Raw genomic sequence first — 26,837 nt, 5'->3', positions numbered from 1 at the left:
ACATCAACCATGGCGACGCGTGATCGGTTCGCGCACCGGCACGTACTTGGAAACTCGCTTCTCGGATCGACCTGGCCAAATGGGTGTCGCTATGTGACCTGCACCCGAAGGACGGTTCGGGTTTCCCAAATCCACACACAGAGCAGCTCGTGAATAAAACCGAATGTACCCGGCGCGAGCCGGACTCCTCTTTCATCAAACCTGGATACGGTTTCGTCCCCTCCGAATTCGCACGGTTATGGACCGTCGTGGGGGCCACCGTCGCGGTGACGCTCCACGATTCGCGACGCGGTATCGGCGGCATGACCCACTACTGCTTGCCCCACCTGCGCCAGGGGCAACCGGCCACTTCACTCTACGCGATTCCGGCCCTGTCCTGGCTGATTCGCCAGTTTTTAATGACTGGCTCCAATCGAGCCGATCTGGAAGCTCAGGTCTTCGGTGGTGCCGAAAACCGGGATCACGCCGATTATCGGCCCCAACTGCACAAAGAGAACGTGCAGGTAGGAGTGGACACGTTGACCAAGAACGGAATCACGATCAGCACCATGGATGTGGGTGGCAACCGCGGCCGCAAGGTGATTTTCAATTGCCTCACCGGCGAGTCGGTCGTCGCACGAGTCGCTCAGATTCGGCGTACCGACTGGTATCCACGCCTCTCCAGTGGGACATCTTGACGAAGGGGCGTTCGGATTGAATCAGGAAGATTTTATGAACGAGTTCCGCCTGGACGGCATGATGGAGATCCAGGATGCGGAATTCAAGCTGTTTCAGGACCTGATCTACAACAATTTCGGTATTCACCTGACTGAGGCCAAGCGATCGCTTCTGGTGCGGCGCCTGCAGCAGGTGATCCGACAAGGCAAATTCAAGAGCTTTCGCGATTATTACAATTACCTGTGCACCCACCCCTCGGACCGCAACCTGACCGAGTTGGTCAATCGCATCACCACCAACTACACCTTTTTCAACCGGGAGGCCGATCACTTCGACCTGTTCTACAAGACCTGCCTTCCCGAAATTGTGCGTCGCCACACCGGCCGGAACTCGCGCGACCTGCGGGTTTGGTGCGCGGCGGCCTCGACCGGGGAAGAACCCTACATGTTGGCCATGCTGATCATGGAGTTCTTCGGCGGCCAATACGGAATGTGGGACGCCGGCGTGCTGGCCACCGACATATCCCAGCAAGCACTGGAAAAAGCGCGCAGGGGGCGATATACCGAGGAACAGGTAAAAACCCTACCGCCGGTGCTATTCAAGAAATATTTCCAAAAATCGACGATGGGCCAGTACGAGGTCATCGACCGGTTGCGACGCGAGATAACTTATCGACGTTTTAATCTGATAAACCGACTCTACCCCTTCAAAAAGCCGTTCGACGTAGTTTTTTGCCGAAATGTAATGATTTATTTCGATCAACCGACAAAAGATCATGTGGTTCGAAAAATTCACGAAAGTTTGGCTCCGGGCGGTTACCTGTTCATCGGTCACTCGGAATCACTTGCGCGAAATACTCAGGGCTTTCAGTACCTGCAACCAGCGGCCTATCGCAAGATATAACGAACTTTTCAAGGTAGCTTATGGAACGGAAAAAGATTCGGGTATTGGTGGTCGACGATTCGGCCTTGGTACGTCAAGTCATCTCCCAGGGGTTGGGGCAGGATCCGGGCATCGAGGTCGTTGGCACGGCCAGTAACCCGTACATCGCCCGCGACAAGATCATTCAGCTACGTCCGGACGTCTTGACCCTGGACGTCGAGATGCCGCGCATGGACGGTGTCGAGTTCCTCCGCAAGCTGATGCCTCAGTTTCCGCTTCCGGTGGTCATCGTCAGCGCCCTGACCGAGCGGGGCAAGCAGATCACCCTGGACGCGATGGAGGCCGGTGCGGTGGAGATCGTCACCAAACCCAGCTCGAACGTGGGCGCAGGCCTGACCATCATGATGCAGGAACTCCGCACCAAGGTAAAAATCGCATCCACCGTAAATGTCAGTTACTGGAAGAACCGTCGCGTTCCCAAGGCGGCGCCGAGCTCCGGTCGCCGAGCCCTGGCCGAATCCACCGACAAGGTCATCGGCATCGGCGCCAGCACGGGCGGGACCGAAGCCATTCGCGAGATCCTGGTTTCCCTGCCCACGGATACCCCCGGTATCGTCATCGTCCAGCACATGCCGCCGGGATTCACGCGCATGTTCGCCCAACGGCTGAACCAGCAGTGCAACCTGCTGGTGAAGGAAGCGACGGACGGCGACCGCGTGATCGCCGGTCAGGCCTTGATCGCTCCGGGCGACAAACACGTCCGCGTGGTTCGGCGTGGGGGGATCTATTCGGTCAAATGCGATGCGGGTGAAACGGTATGCGGCCATTGTCCATCGGTGGACGTGTTGATGGAGTCACTTTCACGCGAAGTGGGCGCCAACGCCCTCGGGGTCATTCTGACGGGAATGGGCCGCGACGGCGCCAACGGCCTGTTGAAGCTGCGCCAGGCAGGCGGGCGAACGCTGGGCCAGAACCAGGAGAGCTGCGTGGTGTACGGCATGCCCCGCGAAGCCTTCGAGATCGGGGCGGTCGAGAAACAGGCGCCACTCGATCAGATGGCCGTGGAAATCACCAACAAGGTGCGGTCCATGGAAAAAGCCATGAAGACACGCTGAGCCCGGTTTCCTTTCGACCGGGCCCGGCTCAGATCTCGCGCAAATAGGGGAAGGTGAAAATGCCGGTATGGTGTCCATCCGAAAAATGGGGGGCGATGCCGTAACGGCCGACCACTTCCACCTTGGTGAGGGTGATGTCGTCCGGAACGGTCAGTGGATCGAGCAGTTTCTTTCCGGTGACTTCGTCCACGCAGCGCGCACAGGGACACGCCAACCGCAGATTCCGCACGCCGATGATGCGTCGTTCGCCATCCGACCACATCAATCCCAATTCATCGTTGCTGACTTGCCACATGAGTTGCAACGGCAACTCGGATTTCGGTGCGTCTTCGGGCGGCTCCGGACTGCGTTCCAGCCAATCCATCTCGCGCCATTCCAGGCTCAACGCCGAATCGGCCGCCCTTTCGTCCACGAGCTCGATCAGGCGTTCGGCAATTCGACCCAACACCGCACTGGACTCGGAATCGGGGTGACCGATCACGAAAGGCGTCCCGCGATCGCTCGAAGCGCAGATCTCCGGTTCGATCGGAACCGAGCCCAACAACGGGTAATCCAATTCTTCGGCCAAGGCTTCGGTACTTCCTTCGCCGAAGAGGTCGTCGCGATGGGAACATGATCCGCAGATCAAGTAACTCATGTTCTCCACGAACCCGAGAATGGGCACGTTCATATCGCGGAAGGCACGCATGCCGCGCAGGGTGTCCACCAGGCTCAATTCCTGGGGCGTCGTGACGACCAGGACCCCTGTCGGCGGCTCGACCTGGGCCGTCGTCAACAGGGCATCTCCCGTGCCTGGCGGCATGTCCAGAAACAGGTAGTCGAGATCATCCCAAATCACGTTCCGATAGAACTGGGACAGCATTTGGTGAACCATGGCCCCACGCCAGATGACCGGGGTCTTTCCCGTCACCAGGTTACCCATGCTGAGGAACTGAATGCCGTGGGCGCGCAGGGGAAGGATGGTATTTTCGTCCGGCCCGGGATCGGGCCATTCCGCGTTTCCGAGCATGATGGTGGCGCTGGGTCCATGCAGGTCGGCATCGAGCAGACCAACCCGCAACCCACGCCGGGCAAGGGTCACGGCCAGATTGACGCACAGCGTGGACTTGCCGACGCCGCCCTTGGCCGAGTGCACGGCAATGACCCGCCGGGCCTTCCCGCCCCGGTTCGGTTGCTGGGACTTCGGTTGTGTATCGACTTGTCGTTCCACCATGACTTACACCTCCATCGCATCGGGTCCGGCCGCGGCCCAACCGGGCCGAGCTTGGCTGATGGCGGCAGCGGTCGCCCGTGCCACGGCGCGAAACGCGTCCGCCGCGGCGCGGTCAGTGAGATCGCCCGCCGACTCCTCGGAAACATCGCGAACCATCAAGGGCTCGCCGCTCCCCAACACGGAGGGGACCTTGCGTGAAAACGGAATCTGGCCGAGCAACGGCATTTCGTATTTATCGGCCAATCGCTGCGCGCCGCCCTCGCCGAACACGGCGGTGCGTTCGCCACAGCAGGGGCAAAGATGGTAGCTCATGTTCTCGATCACACCCAACACGGGTGTCCCGGCGGACTTGAACATTTCCAGGCCTTTGACCACATCGCGCAGGGCGACTTTCTGCGGGGTCGTCACCAGCACGGCACCGGCGAGGGGCGCGATCTGGGTCAGGGAAAGCTGAACGTCTCCCGTGCCCGGCGGCAGATCCAGCAGCAGGTAATCCAGTTCACGCCAGCGTGTGCCGAAAAGGAACTGGCTCAACATCTTGTGGAGCATGGGTCCGCGCCAGGACAGCGCGGCCAAGCGATCCATCAGGAAGCCCATCGACATCACTTCGATTCCATATTCGCTCAGGGGAATCAGGCGTTTCTGGCCGTCGGCATGGGCCCGTTCCTGAATGCCGAAGAGAGCCGGTACGCTGGGCCCGTAGAGATCGCAATCCAGCAGGCCGACTCGGGCCCCCGATTGAGAAAGTGCCAGGGCCAGGTTTACCGCGACCGTGGATTTCCCGACACCGCCCTTGCCACTGGCCACCGCGATCAGCCTGGCGACGCCGGGCACCGGTGTTTTCCCGGGAATCGTGACCGGAGGCACCTGGAATCCGACGTTGATCTCGATAGCCGCCACACCCAAGGCACCCAGTGCCGCCTCACAGCGAGCCCGCAAAAGAGCTTCGACCGTGGCCGACGGTACGGTCCTCTCCACATCCACCAGAATTCGCTCCGGCGTCACCTGGACCTTTTTGACGAACCCGAGGCTGACGATGTCCTGCTTCAGATCGGGATCGGACACGCCGCGCAATGCTTGGCGTACATCATCTTCACTGACTGGAGCCAATACTTCCCCCTGACTCGGGTCCGGCGTTCGGCCAATCGCCCGAGTCTCGATGTTGATCACGGCCACGATCATAGGCCTTTCCACGGCTGTTGTGAAGTCCCGTCGCGGACCGAACCCGCCGCAGGACAGGCAAAAGGGACGGGACCGTGCAATGCACGGAGACCGTCCCTCAAATTGGATCATCCGAAATCGAAGCCGTGCACAGGCCTCGGTGCATGATGCCTGGGTGGACACGACCCCGGACTTCCGGTGCCCAATCTCGACGGGAGGCCCACCAACCGGGGGTTCGCCGATGCCCGGCACCTGAATTCGGATGTCGTTTCGAACCGAGTCAGTCGGCGACGTGCTCCTGACGCTCCGGCGCGGTCAGGGTCGCGATCGATCGGCTCACACCGCGGCGACCATCACCGTCCAAGGCGGTCAACATCGTGGACACGTGGGCGAGAAAGGCATCGCGGTCGGACTTCGGAACCGGTGTGCTCGGCGGAAATTTCTGGCCGAGCGGGTCCACGTAGCGGCCGTTGATCTTCATGCCGTAGTGCAAATGGTAGCCCGTGGCCAATCCGGTCTTGCCCACGTACCCGATCACCTGGCCCTGCTTGACGCGGGAACCGACGCGGACGCCGGAGGCGATCTTGTTGAGGTGGAAATATTGGGTCAGGATCTTGTTGCGATGCTTGAGCTCCACCGCGATACCCGCGCCGCCGTAACGACCGGCCCGCACCACGCGGCCCGAGGCAACCGCCATGACCGGCGTATTGCGCGGCGCCCCGTAATCGATGCCGTTGTGGGGACGTCGCCGTTTGAGTACGGGATGAAAGCGATTGCGGTTGAAGCGGGAAGTGACGTTCTGAAACTTGAGCGGCGAACGCAAGACTTCGCGAACCAGCGACTTGCCTTGCGCATTGTAATAGCTGATCTCCCCGTCGGAGGTCTCGTAGGCAAAGGCGTCATAGGTGTCGAACGCCCCGAAATAGCGCGCGGCCAACACTTCGCCGTACTCGGTGAAGATTTCGCCATCATCGCCCTTGACGTACTTCATTTCCACCAGCATCTCGAAGCGATCGCCCTTGCGTGGATCCTTGTAGAAATCGATGTCCCAGGCGAAGACGCGCGCCAACTTGGAGGCGAGCAACGCGTTTTGCGGCTGATGGGCCAAAGCCCCGAACAGGCTGACATCGATCTGCCCGCGTACCACCTCGTTGCGCACGAACTGTTCGATCTCGCGGCGCGCCAAAACCGGCTCGCCATCCAATTGGTCGATATCGAAAATCTCCGTGGGCGAAGCGATCAGGGTGAACGCCTTGGCGGTCTCCCCATCGAAACCCAGCTCCCATTGATGATCGGGGTGGGATTTTCGGAAATCGTAAACCGGCGTCAACAAATCGATGATGCGATGAATATCGGTGGAGCTCAAACCCGCGCGCATCAATTGGTTGTAGATCAACTCGCGGCCGAATCTGCCTTTTTTCCATGCGAGTGCGGCCCGCGGGTCGGGCTCCGGTTCCGGTTCTGCCTGTACTTCGGGCACATCTGCGCCGACGGAAGCTTCAGGCACCTGCGCTGTATCTTGTGGATCGAGATGTGATGAATCTGGATTTTTTTTCGATTGGGTGGAAATGGCGATCCCAAATAGGATCAAAACAGTGAAAAAAATGGCGGTTTCTCTACGAAGCAAACGCCCGATCAATTGCCGAGAAAGCATGCCCCCCCCGTGATCTCAAGGTGATTCCCAAAATATTCAAAAAGTAAAAACGACAGTATTGCGCATAGATTAAATCAGTGATATGGCGTGAGTGACCATACATTAAGGTTACGATACAAAAACACTAATACTAGCACTGGATGGACGAACTGTGAATGAAAACTCAGCCAAAAAAGCCTTCTTTCATGCTGGTTTCAGGTAATTTCCCACAAACCGGCATCAGAAAGGTTCACACCGATCCACGCCGGGATGATCGGCATTCGCTCACAACGCCAACACAAAGGTGACGGAACGCCGATTCGAAGTTCCGTCATCTGCGCAATCGAACCTGAAAAAAGAGATCAAATCCCAGCGAAAGGCTTACAAACAAAAGCCTTGCCGGGACTCGAAGGCTGGGAATCCATTTCGTTCCCAATCCGGCCAACGCTTCGTGGGCGTTGGCCGGAGCCGATTTACGGAGCCCATTTGCGGATGAGCACCTACATCATGGGAATGTTGACGCCCTTGGCCTGGGCCTGTTCCTTGGCGAGGTCGTAGCCGGCATCCACGTGACGGGCGATGCCCATTCCCGGGTCGCTGGTCAGTACGCGGGTCAGGCGACGCGTGGCCGCCTCGGTGCCGTCGGCCACGACGACCATGCCGGCATGGATCGAGTAACCCATGCCGACCCCACCGCCGTGGTGGACACTGACCCAGCTCGCGCCGTTGGCGGTATTGATCAACGCGTTGAGGATCGGCCAATCGGCCACCGCGTCGGATCCGTCCTTCATGCCCTCGGTCTCGCGGTTGGGCGAGGCGACCGAACCCGAGTCCAGGTGGTCGCGCCCGATCACGATCGGGGCCTTGACCTTGCCGGAAGCCACCAGCTCGTTGAACATCAGGCCGGCCTTGGCGCGATCGCCATAGGGCAGCCAGCAGATGCGCGACGGCAGGCCCTGGAACTGAATTTTCTCACCGGCCTGTTTCAGCCAGCGATGCAACGCCTGATTTTCGGGAAACAGTTTCATGAGCTCGCGATCGGTGGTGTAGATGTCCTCGGGATCGCCGGAAAGGGCAACCCAGCGGAAGGGACCGCTGCCCCGGCAAAACAGGGGGCGAATGTAAAGCGGCACGAAGCCCTTGAAATCGAAGGCGTTCTCGACACCGACCCGCAGCGCCTGACCGCGAATGTTGTTGCCGTAGTCGAAAGTGGGCACACCCCGCTTCTGGAATTCCAGCATGGAACGGACGTGTTCGCCCATGGTGCGCAGCGATTCGGCCACGTATTTCTCCGGGTCGGATTCGCGAAGCGCCACCGCTTCGGCCAAGGTCATTCCGTTGGGTACGTAACCGTTCAATTCATCGTGCGCCGAGGTCTGGTCCGTCAGCATATCGGGTTTGAAATCACGACGCAGGAGCTCGGCCAGAACATCGGCCGCGTTGCCCAGCACACCGACGGAAACGGCTTCTTTGCCGGCACGGGCCTTCTCGATGCGGGCCAAGGCCTCGTCGAGATCCTCGTAGTATTCGTCCAGGTATTTCGTCTCGAGTCGTTTCTGGATTCGCGTGGGATCCACCTCGATGGCGAGGCAGGCCGCGCCCGCCATGGTGGCCGCCAGCGGCTGGGCGCCGCCCATACCGCCGAGGCCGGCGGTCAGAACGACCCGGCCGGCGAGATCGCCACCGAAGTGTTGGCGCCCGGCTTCCACGAAGGTCTCGTAGGTGCCCTGCAAAATGCCCTGACTGCCGATGTAGATCCAGGATCCGGCCGTCATTTGGCCGTACATCATCAGACCTTTTCGGTCCAGCTCGTGAAAATGCTCCCAGGTGGCCCACTTGGGGACCAGCATCGAATTGGAAATCAGCACCCGCGGTGCATCGGGATGGGACGGAAATACCGCGACCGGTTTGCCGGATTGAACCAGCAGCGTTTCATCGTCGCCGAGCCGCTCCAACTCGCGCAGAATCGCGTGATAGCAATCCCAATTGCGGGCGGCCTTGCCCAACCCTCCGTAGACGATGAGTCGATCCGGCTCCTCGGCGACTTCCGGATCCAAGTTGTTCTTGATCATGCGGTAGGCCGCTTCCTGGACCCAACCCTTACAGGTGCGTTGGGTTCCGCGGTCTGCTCGAATTACAGCCATGGCTGTTCCTCCTGTCCTTTGGTTCTTGGTGGTGCGAGCACTTTCGGCGCGACGCCGCCCGTCACTGAATGGATGCATCGCGAGAGGACGGGCAAAGGGGAACGCGTTCAACGCCAGGAATGAATGGTGGATGTTCGGTACCCCGGCTCTCTCCCGATGGAAGGGCCACGGGTTCAACAAAAGGGGGCGAGACGCACGGTCTGGCCGTCGTTCACCGACCGAAAGACGTCGTTCGCTGCGGCGACCCCAAAAGCCGACAGGGAAACGAGCGACGAAGTAGCGACAGATCGATGCCAAGCCATGCGGGGACGACCGAAAGAGCTTCGATGGAAGGGACGGATCGCGGAGCGATCACGATAAATGAAGAGGTTTCGATCTCAATTGGCCGCCTAAGTTTATGCCGAAGCCGGCCGCGACACAAGAGGGAGCCACACTCTCATCGACCGGGTGCCGTATCGGCGTGTACCGCCGGCAATCGGGTATCGCGAGCGCTATAGGTGGCATACACGGACTCGACGAACGCATCGGCCATTTTCTGGCGGAATTCGGGGCGTGTCATCAGCTCGCGATCATGGCGGTTGTTGAGATTGCACACTTCGACCAAAACCCTGGTGGGAATGCGGTTGTACCGAATCACCGCAGGCACGAAGGGTCGTCGCGGGTTGCGGTAGATCGCCGACCGAATCGGCTTTTGGTGGTACACGCGAATACCGGCCTTTTCGGAGGCTTCCTTGAGATTCAGTGCGAAACTGGTACTCAGGGCCTGGGCGCGGCGCATCATCTTGCGGTTGAAGCGGAATTTGTTGCCCTCGTACTCGGCAAACCTGGCGTAGCGATGAGCCGGTGTCTTCTTCGGATAAAGGCGTGCATCGGGGATGTAATACATGCTGCCGCGAATGCTGCGGTGCAGGGACTCGGCATGGATGCTCGCGAAGACCACGTTTTCCGACTTCACGCCGCGGTCGAGCAACTGCTGGTAGCGATTGTTGGCCAACAGCCAGCGCAGGTGGACCCCATCGACCCTCATGTTCTTGGCGGAAAGCGGGTAACGCGGCGACGTGAGTAACATTTCGTCCTGATCGCGACGGAACCGGCGAACGTCCTGAACCTTGTAATCCACGGAAGGATCGAGCACGGTCGTCATGACCACTGCGCCGGACTCTTCCTCCAACCGCTTCTTGATGCGGCACACGATATCGTAGACGAAATCGTCTTCCCAGACATTGGAGATGGCCGCCCCCGGATCGCGGCCACCGTGCCCCGCATCCAAAATGACGTGCACCCCCTCCAGGTTGCGCGAGCGCACCTCGGTGGTCATCAGGGAGACTTCACTCAAGTTGTCGATGAAGGCCTGAAAGTCCTTGTCGTCTTCCCGACGAAATTCGGGCTCGAGGTTCTCGTAGGGAATGCGGATCGGTGTGCCGATCGCCAGATCGGTCTCGTCGCGAATGTCGTTGCGGTCGATGACCACCCGAGCGAGGCGCCGGACGTCGGCCGCGCGGGTCAGGCCGCAGAAACGAACCACCACCGAGCTGTAGATGGCTTCGCCGGCACGCAGACGGTACTCCGCATAGCGCCCCTTGCGGTCTTCGCCCCATCGCAGCAGGGCCCGCTGTTCATCCAGCCGCGCCAATTGTCTGAGGATCTGGCGGCCGCGCTTGGTTTCCGCATCGATGGCGGGCCGCTCCCAAGGTTGTTCGCTATCGGCGGCAGGCGGGGCGCCCGCTTCCTCGGGCCGGATCGGCTCGGGAATGTCGTCGCCCTCTTCCCCCGCCAGCAGTTGCTCCTCGGCGGTGGGTGAATCCTGCTCCAAGGCTCGCACGGTCTCGTTGCCGGCAGGGTCTTCGGTAGTCGGGGCCGCTTCGGCATCGGGCGTGGGTCCCGGCTCCTCGGCAAGGGGTTCGGGATCCTGCACGATGGGTGTTGGATCGTGGAATACCGGTCCGGCGCTCTCCGCGGCGGGGGTGACGTCATCGGCCGGAGCTACCGGAGAAACGGGCTCGGTGGCACCGGACTGGACCGAGGGTTCATCCGAATCGGCGGTCGTCGTCTGCGCGGGTGGGGTTTCCCGAGCGGGCCGTGGGTCCTCGGGCCGAGGCAAGGAGGCGATCGGGTCGCCGCGCAGAATCGGAAAAAGTACCTTGCGCGGGATTTTGAGCCGCAATCCCTTGTAGACGCCGTTGGAGCGCATGCCCGACGCCTTTTTGATGGTCTTCCAATGAGTCCCCGTGCCGGTCAACCATTGTGACACGGACCAAAGCGTCTCGTGCCCGGCGTACTTCACCCGGTGATGCCAGATGTCGCCAACCAGTTTGTCATCGGGCCAAAGCTTGGAAAGAAAGGTCTTGCGAAACGTGGGAGACAATTCGAAATAGGGAATCAGGGCGCGCTTGGAGTTGATGCGAACCACATTGTACTTGCGGAGACTGAAGTTTTCGTCACCAAATCGGCCGGTATAAATCTTGACCGAGGGAATCAACTCCTCGGGTTTGGCCACGCGTACGTCCAGATGTGCGCCTTGCGGCTTGTTGAGCGCGGCAAAGCTCTGGTGATCCAGCTTCCTCAATACCTGATTTTGCCAGGCGAGACAGGGCAGCGACGACAGATGGCCGAATAAGAGAAAAGCGCTAATGGAAATCAGGTAATGGCGAATCGTGCTCATGACTCCAATTATACGGTTCACCATGCAGGAGAAAACCTTTTCCTGTAACGGTTGACAAAGTTTTTTCCCTACAGGGTGGACCCGATACCTCGATGTGGTTTCCCGAAGAGCGATTCAGGCGTCGAAGACGCGATCGAAGACCCGTGAAAAGGCCCTGTTCGATAGATTCATGATCCGAGCCGCCGCGACCCTGTTGAAAACTCGAATTCCCACGTGTGTCCCGGTTCTTCCCGCGACGAACGCCACGCGGTAGGATCGAGCCGCCATCGGTCGCATCTAGGGTAGGAGAAATCCGCCGCGGCATCTCCTTACAGACCCGGTTCGCGGCACGAGCCCGCCTGATGCCCATTTCGCCGCGAGCTCACCAAGCGACGAACGGATATCGACCGACGCGTCGGGGCCCTCTGCGGGCAGCGCATTCCGAGATCTCCGGATCATCGACAACCCCGCCGCGTTCGCGGGCTGGTCCCAGACCACTTCGGCTCCCGATCGGATCAGGCGATTCGAATCGAAAACAGCGGCTTTCGGACGGGCAATACCTTATCAAATGGACCCATCGATTGGAAGGCACCACCTTGGAACCCGTTGAACCGGTGCGACCTTCACGCCAAATCAGGTTACTTCACCCATTTCCAGCGAAAGCATAATATAATTCGTAAGCTTGAAGATCCTTTTCTCTCCGTGCCCCTCACGCCGTCCGCGCCTCGCGCGACGGATCGATGTATCCCATGGTGGCCCGTCACGTTTCCAGAAGGCCTTTCCTTTCAAGTGGAAGCCTTTCGGAAGTACGTGGCGATGCATGAGTGAAAGGGTTCTATCTCGCTTCGATCCGAATCGGCAATCCATTCCGTTTTTCCATCCACCCATGCGAAGGGCTCCAAACCCTGCCGGCTTCGACCATCGCAACCCGCGAACGGCCGGATCGGTCGCTCACTTCGCGTCAAGTTGATCGAAATCATCGCGGTTCGACTGCTAAACTCGGGTTTTCACGCCCTCTTCCTTAGAGAGGCAGCCACGTGGGTCTCCTCAGCCACCATCGACTGGGGTCGCGAATGCCGGCCAAGCCGGAGTCCCCTTCCCGCTCCCCATCGCAGCATGGTTCCTCCCCCGACCCACGTGAAGTTCGAGACCTCCCACGATTTTCTGGAAAAAAAACGTGCAGGATAACTCATGGCACAGACCCCCTTATTCCATCCCTTTCTCCCTGAGGCCCTAAAAAACCCCTACCCCTTCTATGATCGCCTCCGTGAAGAGGACCCCCTTCACTGGAGCGCCCTAGAGTGTTGGATGGTGTTCCGCCACGAAGACATCCTTACCTTTCTTCGCCACGATCGCTTTTCGCTGGAGCCCAGCGTTTCAGAAGTGGATGAAGACGCCATGCCCTTCGAAGCGGCCTGTAACCGCTGGTACCGGTTGATGGACCCGGTGAATCCCGGTTATTTTCGCCAGCGCTTGACCGAACTACTGTCGCGCGAAGCACTCCAACGCCACTGCGGCGCCTGGCGGGACGAGGCCGAACGACTCACCGCGGCCCTGCCCGAATGGGGCATTTCCGACTTGATCGCGCGGTTCGTGAAACCGCTGGTCCTGGGCATCGTGGCCGACTTGCTGGGCGTCCCCGAAAATGCGCGCTTCCGCTTTCGCTCGATCCTGACCGAACTGAACGGCCGCCTGTTCGAACTCGCCGGCATGGGCGGTCGCATTTCGTCGAAGAACATCATCTTCGGCGACCTCCTGCGCATGTACCTCGAGCTGGTCGCGGGCAAACAATTCCGCGGTCACGCCCACGAGGACGCCCTTACCGCGCTGTTGGCCTCTCCGGAAAACGGTGACCCGGTCGCCGAGGAAGATCTGGTCGACATGCTGGTCTTCCTGCTGCACACCTTGACCGAAAACACGGCCCACGGCCTGGGCAACGCCTTCGTGGCATTGCTGCGCCATCCCAACGAGTTGGCGCGCCTGGATGCCGACCCCGAGGGAATCCCCGACGCCTTCGAAGAATGCCTGCGCTTCGACTGTCCGATCCAGTTCTATCCGATCACGGCCCGCGAGGACGTGATGCTTCACGAGAAGACCATTCACCGGGGCCAGAGCGTGTGGTTGAGCCTGGGTGCGGCCCATCGCGACAAAATGATGCTCCCCGATGCCAATCGATTTCGTCTGGATCGCGAAACCGGCGTACCCGATTTGGCGCTGAACCTGGTTCCGGTCATCGATGTGACGCTGATGCGGTTCGTGGCCCACACGGTGCTTCCGGTGATCGTGCCGCGGCTGTGCCGGGCAAACCTCATGGAAGACGGCATCACGTGGCAAACGGCATCCTCCCTGTCCCGTGGCCCGCGCACCCTTCCCGTACGTTGGAGCGAGAATCCATGAATCCCGTCGACGACGCGATGGAGCGGCGACTCTGGAATTGAGGCCGCACCTTGACCCTGAATTTCCTGTCCTGGCGCCGCCCCCGACGGGCTCTCCCGGACCCCGATTGGAGCTTGATTTTGGTTGAGTTGGAGGACGGCCCCCCGGAGGGCGCCACCCTGTTGCACGAGTATCAAGACGATTTTGAATGGTTGCGCGTGGCGGAGACGCAAGATCCGCCCCTGCGCATGATGTATTTCGAAGACAACCTGCACGGGGTCCTGAACACCCGGCACCCCCAGGACCCGGTATTGACCTACGTAGCCCTGATGATGGGATACGCCCGCGGCCTGAACCTGAAGCCGGCACGCATTCTGATGGGCGGGCTCGGTGGTTGCGCCTTTCTTCACGCGGCCGCCGCCGAATGGCCCGCGGCCGAGTTGGTCAGCGTGGAAATCAACCCCCGCGTCATCGAGCTGGCTCGGCGGTTTTTCCTGCTCTCTCCCGAAGCTCGTGTCGAGGAGAACGATATTCGCCATGCCTTGGAAGCGGGCGATTTGGGAACCTTCGACCTGTTGCTTTGCGACTGCTACGGCGCCCACGATCTGCCGCCGCACCTGATGACTCGCAACTTCATGCAGGCGGTCGCCACGAGCCTCGAGAACGATGGGCTGGCCATGTTCAATTTCGCCGGGGCCGACGCCAACGCGATATTCGGCCACCAACTGGTCACGATGTTGGACGTCTTCGGGCGACTGATCCTTTTGCAGACGGCCGAAGCGGCCAATGTGGCGGTCTTCGCGGCAACGGACCCGAACCACCTGACACCGCTCACGGTGTCCTGGCAGGAGCGCGCCCATGCACCGTTGGTGCTGGATCGGAACGATCCCGAGGCCTGGCCCGAATTCATGGCCGATGCGGTCGTACTCGACGACGACAACCTCTCCGATACCCTGGACGAGTTCGGGCTTTGCTGCTGAACGGCGAACGCTTCGAATGGGGGATGCACCCCGGCGCTTCTAAAAACTGGTGCCCAGCGAGACGTAGATCGCGTGGCGATCTTTCTCGGCGAGACCGTAGGCCACGTAAACCGGACCCACGACCGTGTCCATACCCAGGATGAACGTCAGGGCGTGCCGCAGGTTGTTCCAGCGAATGTCGTCGTCGGTTTCCCAGACATTGCCGCCTTCCCACCAGCCTCCCAGGTACACGCCGCGTCCCAAGGCGGTCGGCAACGTTTTGAAACGGTAGTAGTAACCGGCTCGCATCAGGCCCATCAACTGACCGCGGAGCTGGGCTTCGGAATAACCCGACAGCGACAGGAACCCTCCCAGCTCGAACTCGTCATGGGCCGGTAGCTCCTCGCCCATGTCGTGGCCCAAGTCCAGCGAAGTGAACAGGGTGTGCTTGCGCCATGTCTTGAAGTACTGGCCGGCATATTCGATTTTGCGGTAATCGAACTCGGCGCCGAAGGATCGCCGCGAATCGGTGTAGATCAATTCCTGTTGGACACCGCTCAAGGGAACGTTGATCTGGTCCAGCCGGTCGATTTCCACGCGCGTCACCCAGGCCCCTACATCCAGTTTGAGGCCGTCCAGGCCCGCCAGTTCCGGGTCGGCACCCTCGAAATTCAGTGTACCCACGTCCAATTCCGCTTCCAGTTCGCCACGCTGCATCCCGGTCTGGACCAGCCCATAGGTATTCATTTGGAGGCCGACGGCAACTTCGGCGGTGTAGCCGCGCACCTGTAGATCGGCGACCTCGTCATCGTCGACGAAGACCCCGAGATCCCGCGCGGACACTTCCAGGGAGGGCGCCAAGAAAAACGGACTGCGAAACCCGAGTGGCTGATAGAACTGCGAATAGAGGCGATTTTGGCGCCCCAGTTCCAAGTCGTTGCGCAGTTCGGCCCCGAACCGGTTGATGCGCGTCATGGTCAAATTGAACAGGACCCCGAAAAGTTCGTCGTCCTCGACGTCGCCCCCCATGCGAAATCCCAGGTGCACGTAGTTGGGACCCCAGAATTTTTCGCGAACATACACCACCAGACCCGCGGGGGTGGTCCCGGCATCTTCCGAGACTTCTCGCGAGCCGTAGTCGAACTCCAGGCGAAAACCGACTTCCTCGAAATCGCCCAAGCCGTAGATGGCACCCAGGTCTTCGTAGAGCAGATCCACGTCGAGCGGCTCGCCGACCTCGGCGTGAATGCGGGCCTGGAGGAAACGCGTGTCCACGTTGCGATTGCCCTCGATGCGGACCTCGGCGATGACCGGAGGCGGCGGCCGGTTGCCGTGGTGCTTGATGCGCCATGCCTCGAACTCGGCGGGCGGCAGGGAGAGATGTTCCAGTTCGGCAACCATGGGCTGGCATGATTCGGCCCCTCTTCGCACCACGTCTTCGACGTCCGCGAAATCCAACACCCCGATGCCCTCCACATCGGGCACGACCAGGTGATCGGCCTCACCCAGCACCTGCTCCACGTTGATGCGGGTCAACATGCCCATGGCCTGGGAGGACACCGCGAACAACGACGTCAGCTCCTCGACCGCCATGAGCGGATCGCTGATGTCGACCGCGATGACGACGTCGGCTCCCATATCGCGCACGATGTCGATCGGAAGATTGCGGGTCATGCCGCCGTCCACCAACAGGCAATCGTCCAGCAGAACCGGCGACAGCACGCCGGGAATCGCCATACTGGCGCGAATCGCGGACACCAGCGAGCCGCGCTCCAGGACCACCATGGATCCGTCGCCGATATCGGTGGCCACCGCCCGAAAGGGAATCGGCAGCGCGTCGAAATCGTTCAGGTGTGCCACGTGAAGGGTGCGCGCCATCAACTCCATCCTCAGTTTCTGACCTAGTCGCAACCCGCGGGGCAGCAAGAGCGAGCCGTCCTTCAGGCCCATTTGGAAATCCAACAGGTAGCGTTGCTTGTCCTGCTTGCGGCGGTAGGTGAGATCCACGCGGCGAGGTACATCTTCCATGACGTCGACCCAGTCCATGCCGGTAATGGCGGCCTCGATCTCCTCTGCACTCAGGCCGGCCGCGAACATACCACCCACCACGGCGCCCATACTGGTGCCGGCCACGTAGTCGACGGGAATGCGCATATCCTCCAACACCTTCAGGACGCCGATATGGGCGCAGCCCTTGGCGCCGCCGCCGCTGAGCGCCAACCCGATGCGGGGCCGCTCGCTCCTTTCGAAGGAGGTGGCGAGAACGGGACGGGTCACATTGGGATGGGACGAGACGGCGCGCGGTGCCGCAGACTGAGCGATCGAAGGCCACGAGGCGGTCAGAAGTAACCCAAATACAGCGAGAAAGCTACCCAACCCCGGTTTGCGTGTCGCTGGAAAGTGGCGGCAAGGTGCCCCGAAACCATTGCCATCCCAAGGTCTAAGTCCAGTCTCGAAAGCGTCTCGAGAAAAAAAATCAGTCTTGCGTCGATCGGTACCGATAGTTTGCATAAGATCCTTCATCCCACTCACGCATTTGCCGCCGGATGGAGAGGCCTTTCGGCACAGTGCATCGAACCCACCCGTTGCTTCACCAAACTCCCGTCCCCAGTTGGCTCTTCGAGAAAGAAAGCCCGCCAACCCAGCATCATTCGACTAACGGCGTTCGACGCATCCGCATCGGCCGAGCCCTCGGAATATCGGGCTGTGCTCGGCGTCAACTTACCACGTTTCGTGACGCGACCTGACAGGCATTCACGAACTCCTTGCTTGCCAAAAAGTGTCCGCGCCACATATGATTTGATCCAGCTCTAGGGAAGCGGTCCGTTTTTTCGGCGAACGTCTTCTCATCAGAAATGGATCTACTTCCACAGAGGCGTCCATGAAACATGCTCCCACATCGACTTCGGCGTCCAAAACCGCCAAGCCGCCCTTCATTCCACAAAATTTGGCGGTTCTCGGTATGACACCGATCGCAGCGGCCATCCTGGTTCCACTCTATGCTCTCTCCTACGGATTCGATTGGTACGAGTGGTTTTGGTTCGCCTTTTTCATGGTGGCCACCGGCATTTCCATCACCGGCGGCTATCACCGGCTCTGGTCCCACCGCGCCTACGAGGCCCACTGGTCATTGCGCCTCTTTTTCGCCATCTTCGGGGCCTGCGCTGTCCAGAACAGTATCCTCACCTGGTCTTCCGATCATCGCGATCACCACCGCCACGTGGACGACAATGAAAAAGATCCCTATTCTGCGGGACGCGGTTTCTGGTTCTCCCACATGGGTTGGATCTTGCGCCGTTGGAAACCCCATCCTGACAATTTCACCAATGTCAAGGATTTGCAACGGGATCCGATCGTCGCTTGGCAGCACCGCCACTATCTGGCCATCACACTGACCGCCAACATCGCACTGCCGCTGCTGCTGGGCTTCATCCACGGCAAACTCTGGGGCGTGTTCATCATCGCGACCCTTCTGCGGGTGGTCCTCAACCACCACTTCACCTTCTTCATCAACTCGCTCGCGCACATCTGGGGCCGCCGCCCCTATTCCAACGCCAATTCCGCCCGCGACAACGATCTGCTCGCCCTGGTGACCTATGGCGAGGGCTATCACAATTACCACCACCGCTTTCAGTACGACTACCGCAACGGGATTCGCTGGTGGCATTTCGATCCCACCAAGTGGATGATTCGTTCGGCCTCCTGGGTCGGGCTGACCCACAAGTTGAAGATCGTACCCCAGCTCCAAATCGAACGGGCGCGTCTGGCCATTCAGTTTCAACAGGCCCTGGCCCGATTGGACCGCGCCGAGCGCCGCGACGATTTCCGCGCACGCCTCGAGGAGCAATACCAGGATTACCTGCGGGCCCTCAACGACTGGGCCAAGGTCAAACAGGAGTGGTACGCGGCCAAGCGCAAGGAACTGGCCGGTAAGCTCGATCGCTTCGAGCTGCGCCTGCGATATGTCGACCTGAAATACCGCTGGAAGCTGCAACGCAAGCGCTGGCGGTTGATGACCGCCCAATTGGCTCAGGTCACCTGAACCCAAACCCAACTTCAGCAAACTTTGGAAGGCCCGCCCCGAATGGAGAGCGGGCCTTTTTCGTGCACGCCACGACCCCGAGGCCACCGATTGGCCGGGGACGGGTCGCGCGCCTCACAGCAGGCTCGAACACTCGGCCACGACGGTTGGAACGCGCAATTTCGAGTAGCGAGGTTAATTGCTCGCGAACCCTAGATATGGTGTAGGGTCTCCAAGGTAACCTCATATATAGTTTCCCTATCTCATCCGAAATTTTTTTTGGTTTCTAACTCGTTTCCCATCTGGAGCTTCCAAACCGGCACCAAATCCACCCGTTTTTTTTGCACCTATCGCTGCTAGAATGACGGACGAGTTACATGAATGACCGGATCCTTCTTCCTGGCTTCGGAAAGTGGGGCGCCCGTGTTTTCCATCGTCGACCGTCAATTTTCCGCCCTCGGAACCGTCCTACAACAGCTCCTCGGAGTAGACGGCACCCATTTGTTGCCATCAGCGGAGGGACGTCTCTTCGAACGAGCCGTCCAGTACGGCATCGCGCCCGCCGACTTCTACGCCACCCGAAAAATCGCCTCGCTCGCGCGCTGCCCCAGTCCGTTGCTTCTCACGGTGCTTCTCTGTGAAAAATTGGCCAGCGGAGATGGCAACACCTACCTGAACATCGAGACCGAGGCGTTGGCGGCGCGCTTCGTCTCGCTCGGTTTCGAATCCGAGGAAGCGAACGAGATGGCGCGACAGGTGCCGGCCATGATCGCGAGCGAGCCGGACCTGTTCGGAACGGCGACCCCCTCGATGCCGCAAGCCGCGCCCTTCATCGTCAATGCCAATGGCACCGAACTCTACCGTCACAGCTTTCACGTGGCGGAGCAATCCATTTCGATCGAATTGGGAAAATGCCTCAAACGGCCGTGGGCACGCCACGATCGGCTGGAGCAGGCGTTCGAAAGAATCGTGTCCCAGTTTCCGGCGGGCAGCCGTCCTTGGACCGATGAAGACGGGATCGGCGCCGCGCCCATCAGCCTTGCGCCGGAACAATTGGCCGCGGCCATGACCGCGGTTCACGCGCCCCTGACCTTCATTTCGGGTGGACCCGGTACGGGAAAGACATCGATCGTACTCACGATCCTGCGGTTACTGGCCGAATTGGGCGTCGCGCCAGGCGCCATCCAACTGGCCGCGCCCACCGGCCGCGCGGCCAACCGCATCGGCGAATCCCTGGAGCGCGGTTTCGGTACCTTGGCTCCGGAGGCTCGATGCGATGCCTGGCGTGCACAGCTCCCCGCCCCCAAGACCGTCCACCGCCTCCTGGGCTGGTCACCCCATCGTAACCAATTCAACCACGGGCCATTCAACCCGCTATCCGCCGAGTGGTTGATCATCGACGAAAGCTCGATGCTCGACGTGCTGATGGCCGAACGGCTGCTTCTCGCCATGAAGCCCGGAGCGCGCCTGATCATGTTGGGCGACGCCGATCAACTTCCCTCGGTCGATGCCGGAGCCGTTTTCCGCGATGTGACCAGCCATGCCCGACCCGCTCCGGGGACGGCTCGACTCGAGAGCCTGATCGCAGATCTCGACGATCGCCGCCGAGTGGCCGGCAGCGGATCACCGGAGGCGCGACTGGCGGCCCATGTGGTTCAACTGCAGCGAACTTTCCGTCAAAGTGACGATTTTGGCGGCCGCCATGTGCGCGCCGTTGCCGCTGCCTGTAACCGCATGGATAGCAACGCCTTGCTCGACGCATGCGGCGAAGATGCGATCCGCGTCCTGAACCCCGATACGCTGCCTCCCCCCTTGGACGGCGTGTCTTCCCTGGACCCCACCGATTGTTCGCTACTCGACCTGGTGGACCTGCTGCGCCATCGTTTCTACGAACCATATCGCGACCTGGCACGTCGCACCTACACCTCGCTCGAAAGCGACACCGAATCCATTTCACGCATGTTCCGAACCTTGGACGAGATGCGTCTTTTGTGCCTCACCCATCGCGGCACTTTCGGAGTGGAAACCCTGAACCAGCTCTTCAAGGAACGCATCTTTCGGGGAGAGGGTCCCTTTTTGCCCGGCGCGCCTTGGATGGTGACCCGCAACGATTACCGCCAGGGCCTGTTCAATGGGGATATCGGGGTCAGCCTCTGGTTCGCTTCACCGGAAGGCGGTGCGGCGCGCTGGTTGGTGTTTCGCACGGAAACCGGATTCCGCCGCATCCCGTTCGGCAATCAGGTCGGCCTGACACCGGCCTATGCCACCACCGTCCACAAGAGCCAGGGCTCCGAAGCGGGTCACGTGGTTCTGGTCCTCCCCGAACGGAAGAATGCCTTGTGTCGCAAAGAACTGATCTACACGGCCGTGACCCGGGCCAAGAAATCCGTCCTGATCTACGGCTCTCGCCAAGTGCTGCGCGGCGCCGTCGAGGAATCGATGGAACGCGCATCCGGATTGCGCCGCAATCTGGTCCGGACGCTGGCCACGGGAGCCGAGGAGCGCCACTGACTCCATGGTGACGACAACCGATGACGCTGGATTTGAACGGTTGCGCCAAAAGGCGGCCGAGCTGCGGACTCGAGGTCCCCGCGGAAGATACGCACCCAGCCCCACGGGTCCGCTCCACCTCGGCAATGCTCGATCCGCCCTGCTCGCCTGGCTGCTCACCCGCCTCCAAGGGGGCACATTCGTACTGCGCATGGAAGACCTCGATCAACCTCGGGTTCGATCCGGCTCGGCACGACAAATTGTCCAGGATTTGCGTTGGATGGGCCTCGATTGGGACGAAGGTCCCGATGTCGACGGTCCCCTGGGCCCCTATGATCAAAGTGCGCGTGACGACCTCTATCAGACGGCGCTTCAGGTCCTGAAAGACCGAGATCTGGTGTTCCCCTGCTATTGCTCACGCAAGGACATCGCCCAGGCCGCCAGTGCGCCACACGGCCGCAGTCCCGTCTACCCCGGAACCTGCCGGGACCTGGCTCCCGATGCGCGCGTCGCCGCGGCAGCCCGCCGCCCCGATCGGACGCCGGCTTGGCGGCTGCGGGTCGACGACGCGCTCATCGCCATGGAAGACGGTGTCTACGGCGAATTTTCCCAATCCATGAGCGAAGATGTGGGCGATTTCGTGTTGCGCAGGGCGGACTCGTTATTCGCCTACCAACTGGCCGTGGTCATCGACGACGGCCTGATGGGCATCACCGATGTCTTGCGCGGTTTCGACCTGCTCGACAGCTCGCCGAGACAAATCTACTTGTTCCGGGTGTTCGGGTTTCCGATCCCCACGTTTTGGCACGTCCCGCTCATGCTCGACGAAGCGGGGAACCGTCTCTCCAAGCGCGACGGTTCGGACTCCATTGCCCAATACCGGGATCGCGGCGTCGAGGCACCACACCTGGTTGGCCTCCTTGCGGCCTCCATCGGCCTCGTCGAATCCGGCCGGAAGCTTACAGCACGAGAATTGCTTCACGAATCCACGCTTTCAACGTTAAAAGAAAGATTGCAACGCGTAGCGGATACAGACTCCAAAAATAACTCATGAACGCGATAGGAACGATCGACGCGGATCGCGTTGTTTTCTATCGGAAGACTCACACAAGCCTGGTACGGTGTCCGGAGGCCGAACGCCGCATTCCCCCAAGCAGGCCGGGAGATCGCGGCTCGAGATTTTGAGGCACAGCTACCTCGTGCGGGGGGATCGATGAATACCAAATTGACACGTGAATCCACATCCACTTTGGCCATTGCCCACCGGGGTTTTTCCAGCGCGTTTCCCGAAAACACCCTACCGGCCTTCGACGCGGCCTTGGAGCTACCGATCCAGGGAATCGAATTCGACGTCCAACTCACGCGCGAGGGCATTCCCATCGTCTTCCACGACAAGAATTTCCGGCGTGTGGGTGGCGGCATGAAGCTGGTTCGCGCGCGCATTCTGCAACAGCTCGACCAAGTGGATTTCGGTTCCTGGTTCGACCGACGCTTTCGAGGTATCGGTCCCCTGACCCTGAAAACCTTCATGCACCGTTACGCGGGCCGCTGCCTGTTGCTGCTGGAGATCAAACCCGAGGGCGGGTCCACCCGCATGGGCCGCCGGCAACAATTGATGGAGCGGGTCATCGACATGGTTCGCGAATTTCAGGTGGTCGATTCGGTTCGCATTCTTTGTTTCGATCTGGACTTGTTGCGCTACGGGCATGAGATTGCGAAAGACTTTCACTTCGTGCTGAATCAGACACGACCGGCCATCGTAGAAGACGACGCGTTCCTTGCCGCCTACTCGGCAAATATCAAACGGCTTCGCCCCCAGTTCGTCCAGGCCGTCCACGCCAAAGGCAAGCCGGTGTACAGCTACACGGTCAACGATGCGACCATGCTGCAGAAGGCACTGGACTGCGGTGTGGACGCCGTCATGTCCGACGATCCCCGTTGGCTGACGCGCACGCTGGCGACCTACCAAGAAAAAACCACCACCTGAGAAACGGCCGCTGCCGAAGAGCTTCCACCGGGAACCCGAGCGAAAACAAAGACGGAAGCCGATCCCCAAATCCAAGATGATCGAGCCGGAAATAGGGCACCATCTCCGAAATGGTGGTGACCTGCAAGGTGCGGCGTTCCTCCCGAGCGACATTGGCTTGGAGTTTGCTCGTTTCGAACCGTGACCTGAGACGATCTAGAAATGTGCACCCTCGATAACATCAAGTATGAGAAGAGATTACCAATGGAACGAGGTCTAGAGTCACGATGACGCGCGGTATCATTTTCGCCATTTTGACATTCGGCCTGTTGATCATCGCCAATTTGGCCGTATTCGGTTTTCTGACGTTCTCTTCGCTCTCGGAAGCGATCGTCACCGAACGTCTCGTTGCCGGTATTCGCGAGGCGGAAACCCTGTTGCAGGAGCAGTTGGTTCGAGAATTCCCCGATCGATCCCCGGACGGGCGATCCCTCTCCAGACGCATCGCACCGCGACTACGGAAGTTTTCGTTTTTCCATTCGGTCGTCGTACTCGACAGGCAGGGACGCGTGCTACACCGCGAGATGATCCGCGGTTCCATGGTCGTTCGCGCGAACGAATCGCGAGAACAACCGCCGGAATCACCCCACGAACATCACGCCGACCAAATGGCCCGTATGATTCCCGTTCAGTCGGGGACCTCTCCCCTCTCCGACGACAACCGCCTGGCACTGGAATACAATCCCAACCTGATCGAACAGGAAGTTGCGGCGCTGCGGACCGATCTCAATCGAAAATTGACCTTTGCGATCATCATCTCCCTGGCCCTGCTTTGCCTGGGGCTCGTCTATGTGATTTGGGCCTACCGTCGCAACAAGGAACTGCAGGAACACGCCCGCAAGGCCGACCAGATGGCGTACGTGGGTACCTTGGCCAGCGGACTGGCTCATGAAATCCGCAATCCACTGAATTCAATGAACATGAATGTTCAACTGATTCAAGAGGAGTTGGAGGATCGCGGCGCCGACGAACTGGAGGACCTACAGGACATGCTCATGGGTACGCGCAAGGAAATCATGCGCCTGGAACGCCTGGTCGGTTCCTTTCTGTCGTACGCGAGACCGACCGCGCTCCAATCCCACCCCTGCGATCTCAACGCTCTGATCCAGGCCGTACTCACTTTCCTCGATCCCGAAATCAAGAAGAGCGGTGTCCGATTGGAGATCCTTTTCGACGAACATCTTCCTCAAATCCAGGCAGACGAAGCGCAAATGCGTCAAGCGCTGCTGAACGTCGTCCAAAATGCGATCCAAATTCTCACACCGGGTAAATTACTGGAAATCAAGACGGCCACCACTGGAAATGGTAAAGTAATGATTCAAATCCGAGATGAAGGACCCGGTATCTCCGACCCCGAGTTGAAGAACATCTTCAAGGTGTTCTACTCGACCCGCATCGGCGGAACCGGGCTGGGACTGCCGATCGCGCAGCGCATCGCCGAGGCCCACCAGGGCCGGATCGACGTGTCCAGCCGCATCGGCGAGGGAACCGTTTTCACCTTCACCTTGCCCCAGGAGCAAAAGGCCGCTTGAAAACCCTGATTTTGGTCCCCACCGAACTGGAGTTGCGTTACCTGAATCCCCGTTACGATCTATCGCAGCGATTGGTCGGGCCCTGGTCGGTCTCCCAAGATGCCGACCTCGATTGGGCGCTTTGCGGAATCGGACCCGCCGCGGCTTCGGTCACCACCAGTCACCTGATTCGCCATTTACGGCCGGATCGGGTGGTGCTCGCCGGGATCGCCGGCACCTTCGCACAGGCGGATCTGGCGCTGGGCGACATCTACGCCGTCACCCGAGAGACCTTGGCGGATACCGGCTATGCGGATGCCGACCGCTTCTACAACCTCGACGCCATGAATCTTCCGATGCTGCCGCGCGAAGATCGCCAATTCGGCTGCGACTTCGAGCTTGCCGATTTGCCTGGGGACCTGCCAACCACCCAAGCCATTACGGTCGCGGCCGTGACCAATTCGACTCACCGAGCGGATGCTCTTTGGCGTACTTTCGGCGCGGGCCTCGAGAACATGGAAGGCGCGGCGGTGGCCCTGGCCTGTGCTCTCGATTGGGTACCGTTCTCCGAACTGCGTGCGGTCAGCAATCGGGTCGGACCTCGGGATCCGCGCTCATGGCAGGTTCGTGAACCACTCGAGCGACTCGGCACCTGGATTCATGAAAACCTGGTCCCCTGATCTCGGCTGCCCTTTGCCCTCCGTGCCTGAACCATCATCGTTTTCGACCCGATCCGTCGTTCACCACTCGCGACGCGATGGGCCGAACCGACATCGAGGAGCGTTTTGATGACGACAGCTACGCAATGCAGCTACTTTGACGAATCGCACGAAATGCTGCGCGACCTGACCAGCCGCTTCGTGCGCGAAGAGATCGAACCCCACGTGGATCAGTGGGAGGAAGAGGGGATTTTCCCTCGCGAGCTTTACCGCAAGGCCGGGGAACACGGGCTTTTGGGCGTCTGTTTCGGCGAGGAATACGGAGGCACCAATACCGATCTGTTTCATGCGATCGTGGTATCCGAAGAACTGACCCGAAGCGGAGCCCAAGGCATCGCCGCCGGACTGGGTTCACACATGATCGCCTTACCTCCCATCTTGTTTGCCGGAACGGAGGAGCAAAAGCGGCGATTCATTCCCCCCACCCTGTCTGGAGAAACCATCGCGGCTCTGGCCATCACCGAACCCGACGCCGGCTCGGATGTCGCCAGCATCAAGACCAGAGCCGTGCGCGACGGCGATCACTACATCGTCAATGGGGCCAAAACCTATATCACCAGCGGAACCCGAGCCGACTTTCTCACCACTGCGGTTCGTACCGGAGGGCCTGGTCACGAGGGGATTTCCCTTCTCGTGATCGAACGAGATACGCCGGGCTTGCGGGTTTCCAAGGCCCTGAAAAAAATGGGCTGGCGCTGCTCGGACACCGCTGAACTGGCTTTCGAGGATTGCCGAGTTCCCGTCGCCAATCTCATCGGTACCGAGGGTTCGGGGTTCAAGTGGATCATGCAGAACTTTTTGTCGGAACGCATTCAACTCGCAGTGATGGCCGTAACCTCGGCAGCCATGGCATGCGAGGCGGCGTTGACCTATGCGGGACAGCGAGAGGCTTTCGGAAAGCCGCTGATCGCCAAACAAGTCATTCGCCACAAGCTGGTCGACATGCAAAGTCGGGTGGAAGTGGCGCAACAATTCGTCTACCACGCCGCCAGCCTGGCCCATCGCGGCGAAATGGCGATTCGCCAGGTGGCGATCGCCAAGAACACCGCCGTGGAAGCCTGTCGCTTTTGCGCCGACGAAGCGGTTCAAATCTTCGGGGGTCTCGGCTACATGCAAGGCGTACTGGTGGAACGCATCTACCGCGACTCCAGGCTCTTGCCCATCGGCGGCGGTACTACCGAAATCATGAAGGAGATCATCTGGAAGACCATGCAGGAGCCCGGCTTCAGGATGTAACTGTTCCCCATCCAGAGTTGTTCGGGAAAGGCCCCAACAAGGCTTTGACATCG

Annotated in this window: 18 protein-coding genes; 12 read left to right on the top strand and 6 right to left on the bottom strand. The window is 60.1% G+C overall.

Going from position 1 to position 26,837, the window contains the following annotated elements:
- The first annotated feature begins 149 nt into the window (after positions 1 to 149).
- From J3U87_RS18135 to J3U87_RS18125, 3 genes are read left to right on the top strand one after another with little or no spacing between them, the layout of a single operon-like run.
- The gene (locus J3U87_RS18135; protein ID WP_237377194.1) at positions 150 to 677 is read left to right on the top strand and encodes a chemotaxis protein CheD; all 528 of its coding nucleotides are present in this window, start codon (positions 150 to 152) and stop codon (positions 675 to 677) included.
- Between the two features lie 34 nt (positions 678 to 711).
- Positions 712 to 1,560, top strand: a complete 849-nt coding sequence (locus tag J3U87_RS18130; RefSeq protein WP_237377193.1) for a CheR family methyltransferase — start codon at positions 712 to 714, stop codon at positions 1,558 to 1,560.
- A gap of 20 nt (positions 1,561 to 1,580) precedes the next feature.
- Entirely contained in the window at positions 1,581 to 2,654 is a 1,074-nt protein-coding gene (locus J3U87_RS18125; RefSeq protein ID WP_237377192.1) for a protein-glutamate methylesterase/protein-glutamine glutaminase, read from the top strand.
- 28 nt (positions 2,655 to 2,682) lie between these two features.
- Here J3U87_RS18125 and J3U87_RS18120 read toward each other — a convergent pair whose 3' ends face one another.
- From J3U87_RS18120 to J3U87_RS18100, 5 genes are all read right to left on the bottom strand, one after another.
- Entirely contained in the window at positions 2,683 to 3,867 is a 1,185-nt protein-coding gene (locus J3U87_RS18120; protein WP_237377191.1) for a P-loop NTPase, read from the bottom strand.
- A gap of 3 nt (positions 3,868 to 3,870) precedes the next feature.
- Positions 3,871 to 5,049 carry an Mrp/NBP35 family ATP-binding protein gene (locus J3U87_RS18115; protein WP_237377190.1) on the bottom strand — a complete coding sequence of 393 codons (1,179 nt, stop codon included), beginning with the start codon at positions 5,047 to 5,049 and terminating at the stop codon, positions 3,871 to 3,873.
- Between the two features lie 259 nt (positions 5,050 to 5,308).
- A complete protein-coding gene (locus J3U87_RS18110; protein WP_237377189.1) occupies positions 5,309 to 6,535 on the bottom strand; it encodes a peptidoglycan DD-metalloendopeptidase family protein in 1,227 nt (408 codons plus the stop codon).
- A gap of 626 nt (positions 6,536 to 7,161) precedes the next feature.
- The gene (hutU, locus tag J3U87_RS18105; RefSeq protein ID WP_237377188.1) at positions 7,162 to 8,805 is read right to left on the bottom strand and encodes a urocanate hydratase; all 1,644 of its coding nucleotides are present in this window, start codon (positions 8,803 to 8,805) and stop codon (positions 7,162 to 7,164) included.
- A 436-nt stretch (positions 8,806 to 9,241) separates the two neighbouring features.
- The gene (locus tag J3U87_RS18100; RefSeq protein WP_237384464.1) at positions 9,242 to 11,467 is read right to left on the bottom strand and encodes an N-acetylmuramoyl-L-alanine amidase family protein; all 2,226 of its coding nucleotides are present in this window, start codon (positions 11,465 to 11,467) and stop codon (positions 9,242 to 9,244) included.
- 1,287 nt (positions 11,468 to 12,754) lie between these two features.
- Here J3U87_RS18100 and J3U87_RS18095 point away from each other — a divergent pair.
- Both J3U87_RS18095 and J3U87_RS18090 read left to right on the top strand, forming a co-directional pair.
- Positions 12,755 to 13,843 (top strand): cytochrome P450 family protein, encoded by a 1,089-nt coding sequence (locus tag J3U87_RS18095; protein ID WP_237384463.1) that lies wholly within the window; start codon positions 12,755 to 12,757, stop codon positions 13,841 to 13,843.
- A 50-nt stretch (positions 13,844 to 13,893) separates the two neighbouring features.
- Positions 13,894 to 14,802 (top strand): spermidine synthase, encoded by a 909-nt coding sequence (locus J3U87_RS18090; protein WP_237384462.1) that lies wholly within the window; start codon positions 13,894 to 13,896, stop codon positions 14,800 to 14,802.
- A gap of 39 nt (positions 14,803 to 14,841) precedes the next feature.
- On the opposite strand, the gene J3U87_RS18085 is transcribed toward J3U87_RS18090, so the two are convergent.
- Positions 14,842 to 17,058 carry a patatin-like phospholipase family protein gene (locus J3U87_RS18085; RefSeq protein ID WP_237384461.1) on the bottom strand — a complete coding sequence of 739 codons (2,217 nt, stop codon included), beginning with the start codon at positions 17,056 to 17,058 and terminating at the stop codon, positions 14,842 to 14,844.
- A gap of 685 nt (positions 17,059 to 17,743) precedes the next feature.
- On the opposite strand from J3U87_RS18085, the gene J3U87_RS18080 reads away from it, so the two are divergent.
- From J3U87_RS18080 to J3U87_RS18050, 7 genes are all read left to right on the top strand, one after another.
- Complete coding sequence (locus tag J3U87_RS18080) at positions 17,744 to 18,823, top strand: acyl-CoA desaturase (protein ID WP_237384460.1); 1,080 nt, start codon at positions 17,744 to 17,746, stop codon at positions 18,821 to 18,823.
- A gap of 360 nt (positions 18,824 to 19,183) precedes the next feature.
- Positions 19,184 to 21,313 carry an exodeoxyribonuclease V subunit alpha gene (gene recD, locus J3U87_RS18075; protein ID WP_237384459.1) on the top strand — a complete coding sequence of 710 codons (2,130 nt, stop codon included), beginning with the start codon at positions 19,184 to 19,186 and terminating at the stop codon, positions 21,311 to 21,313.
- Positions 21,314 to 21,317: 4 nt separating this feature from the next.
- Positions 21,318 to 22,346 (top strand): tRNA glutamyl-Q(34) synthetase GluQRS, encoded by a 1,029-nt coding sequence (gene gluQRS, locus J3U87_RS18070; RefSeq protein ID WP_237384458.1) that lies wholly within the window; start codon positions 21,318 to 21,320, stop codon positions 22,344 to 22,346.
- 159 nt (positions 22,347 to 22,505) lie between these two features.
- Complete coding sequence (locus tag J3U87_RS18065) at positions 22,506 to 23,279, top strand: glycerophosphodiester phosphodiesterase (RefSeq protein ID WP_237384457.1); 774 nt, start codon at positions 22,506 to 22,508, stop codon at positions 23,277 to 23,279.
- A gap of 266 nt (positions 23,280 to 23,545) precedes the next feature.
- Positions 23,546 to 24,850: a two-component system sensor histidine kinase NtrB gene (locus J3U87_RS18060; protein WP_237384456.1), complete on the top strand. Its 1,305-nt coding sequence runs from the start codon at positions 23,546 to 23,548 to the stop codon at positions 24,848 to 24,850.
- The gene (mqnB, locus tag J3U87_RS18055; RefSeq protein WP_237384455.1) at positions 24,847 to 25,509 is read left to right on the top strand and encodes a futalosine hydrolase; all 663 of its coding nucleotides are present in this window, start codon (positions 24,847 to 24,849) and stop codon (positions 25,507 to 25,509) included. Before J3U87_RS18060 ends, mqnB begins: the two co-directional genes overlap by 4 nt.
- Positions 25,510 to 25,617: 108 nt before the next feature.
- Positions 25,618 to 26,784 (top strand): acyl-CoA dehydrogenase family protein, encoded by a 1,167-nt coding sequence (locus J3U87_RS18050; RefSeq protein ID WP_237384454.1) that lies wholly within the window; start codon positions 25,618 to 25,620, stop codon positions 26,782 to 26,784.
- Positions 26,785 to 26,837: the final 53 nt, after the last annotated feature.

This window comes from Sulfidibacter corallicola (genome assembly GCF_017498545.1).
In the GTDB taxonomy this organism is placed as follows: Bacteria; Acidobacteriota; Holophagae; order Acanthopleuribacterales; family Acanthopleuribacteraceae; genus Sulfidibacter; species Sulfidibacter corallicola.
Note: the sequence above shows the minus strand (reverse complement) of the source record. Positions and strands in the feature narration are given on the sequence as shown.

Bases quoted from the DNA above. Each gene is read 5' to 3' on its own strand.
- J3U87_RS18100 (WP_237384464.1), bottom strand. From the start codon at position 11,467: ATGAGCACGATTCGCCATTACCTGATTTCCATTAGCGCTTTTCTCTTA.
- J3U87_RS18065 (WP_237384457.1), top strand. From the start codon at position 22,506: ATGAATACCAAATTGACACGTGAATCCACATCCACTTTGGCCATTGCC.
- hutU (WP_237377188.1), bottom strand. From the start codon at position 8,805: ATGGCTGTAATTCGAGCAGACCGCGGAACCCAACGCACCTGTAAGGGT.
- J3U87_RS18120 (WP_237377191.1), bottom strand. From the start codon at position 3,867: ATGGTGGAACGACAAGTCGATACACAACCGAAGTCCCAGCAACCGAAC.
- recD (WP_237384459.1), top strand. From the start codon at position 19,184: ATGACCGGATCCTTCTTCCTGGCTTCGGAAAGTGGGGCGCCCGTGTTT.
- J3U87_RS18060 (WP_237384456.1), top strand. From the start codon at position 23,546: ATGACGCGCGGTATCATTTTCGCCATTTTGACATTCGGCCTGTTGATC.
- J3U87_RS18115 (WP_237377190.1), bottom strand. From the start codon at position 5,049: ATGATCGTGGCCGTGATCAACATCGAGACTCGGGCGATTGGCCGAACG.
- J3U87_RS18095 (WP_237384463.1), top strand. From the start codon at position 12,755: ATGGTGTTCCGCCACGAAGACATCCTTACCTTTCTTCGCCACGATCGC.
- J3U87_RS18050 (WP_237384454.1), top strand. From the start codon at position 25,618: ATGACGACAGCTACGCAATGCAGCTACTTTGACGAATCGCACGAAATG.
- J3U87_RS18130 (WP_237377193.1), top strand. From the start codon at position 712: ATGAACGAGTTCCGCCTGGACGGCATGATGGAGATCCAGGATGCGGAA.
- gluQRS (WP_237384458.1), top strand. From the start codon at position 21,318: ATGGTGACGACAACCGATGACGCTGGATTTGAACGGTTGCGCCAAAAG.
- J3U87_RS18125 (WP_237377192.1), top strand. From the start codon at position 1,581: ATGGAACGGAAAAAGATTCGGGTATTGGTGGTCGACGATTCGGCCTTG.
- J3U87_RS18080 (WP_237384460.1), top strand. From the start codon at position 17,744: ATGACACCGATCGCAGCGGCCATCCTGGTTCCACTCTATGCTCTCTCC.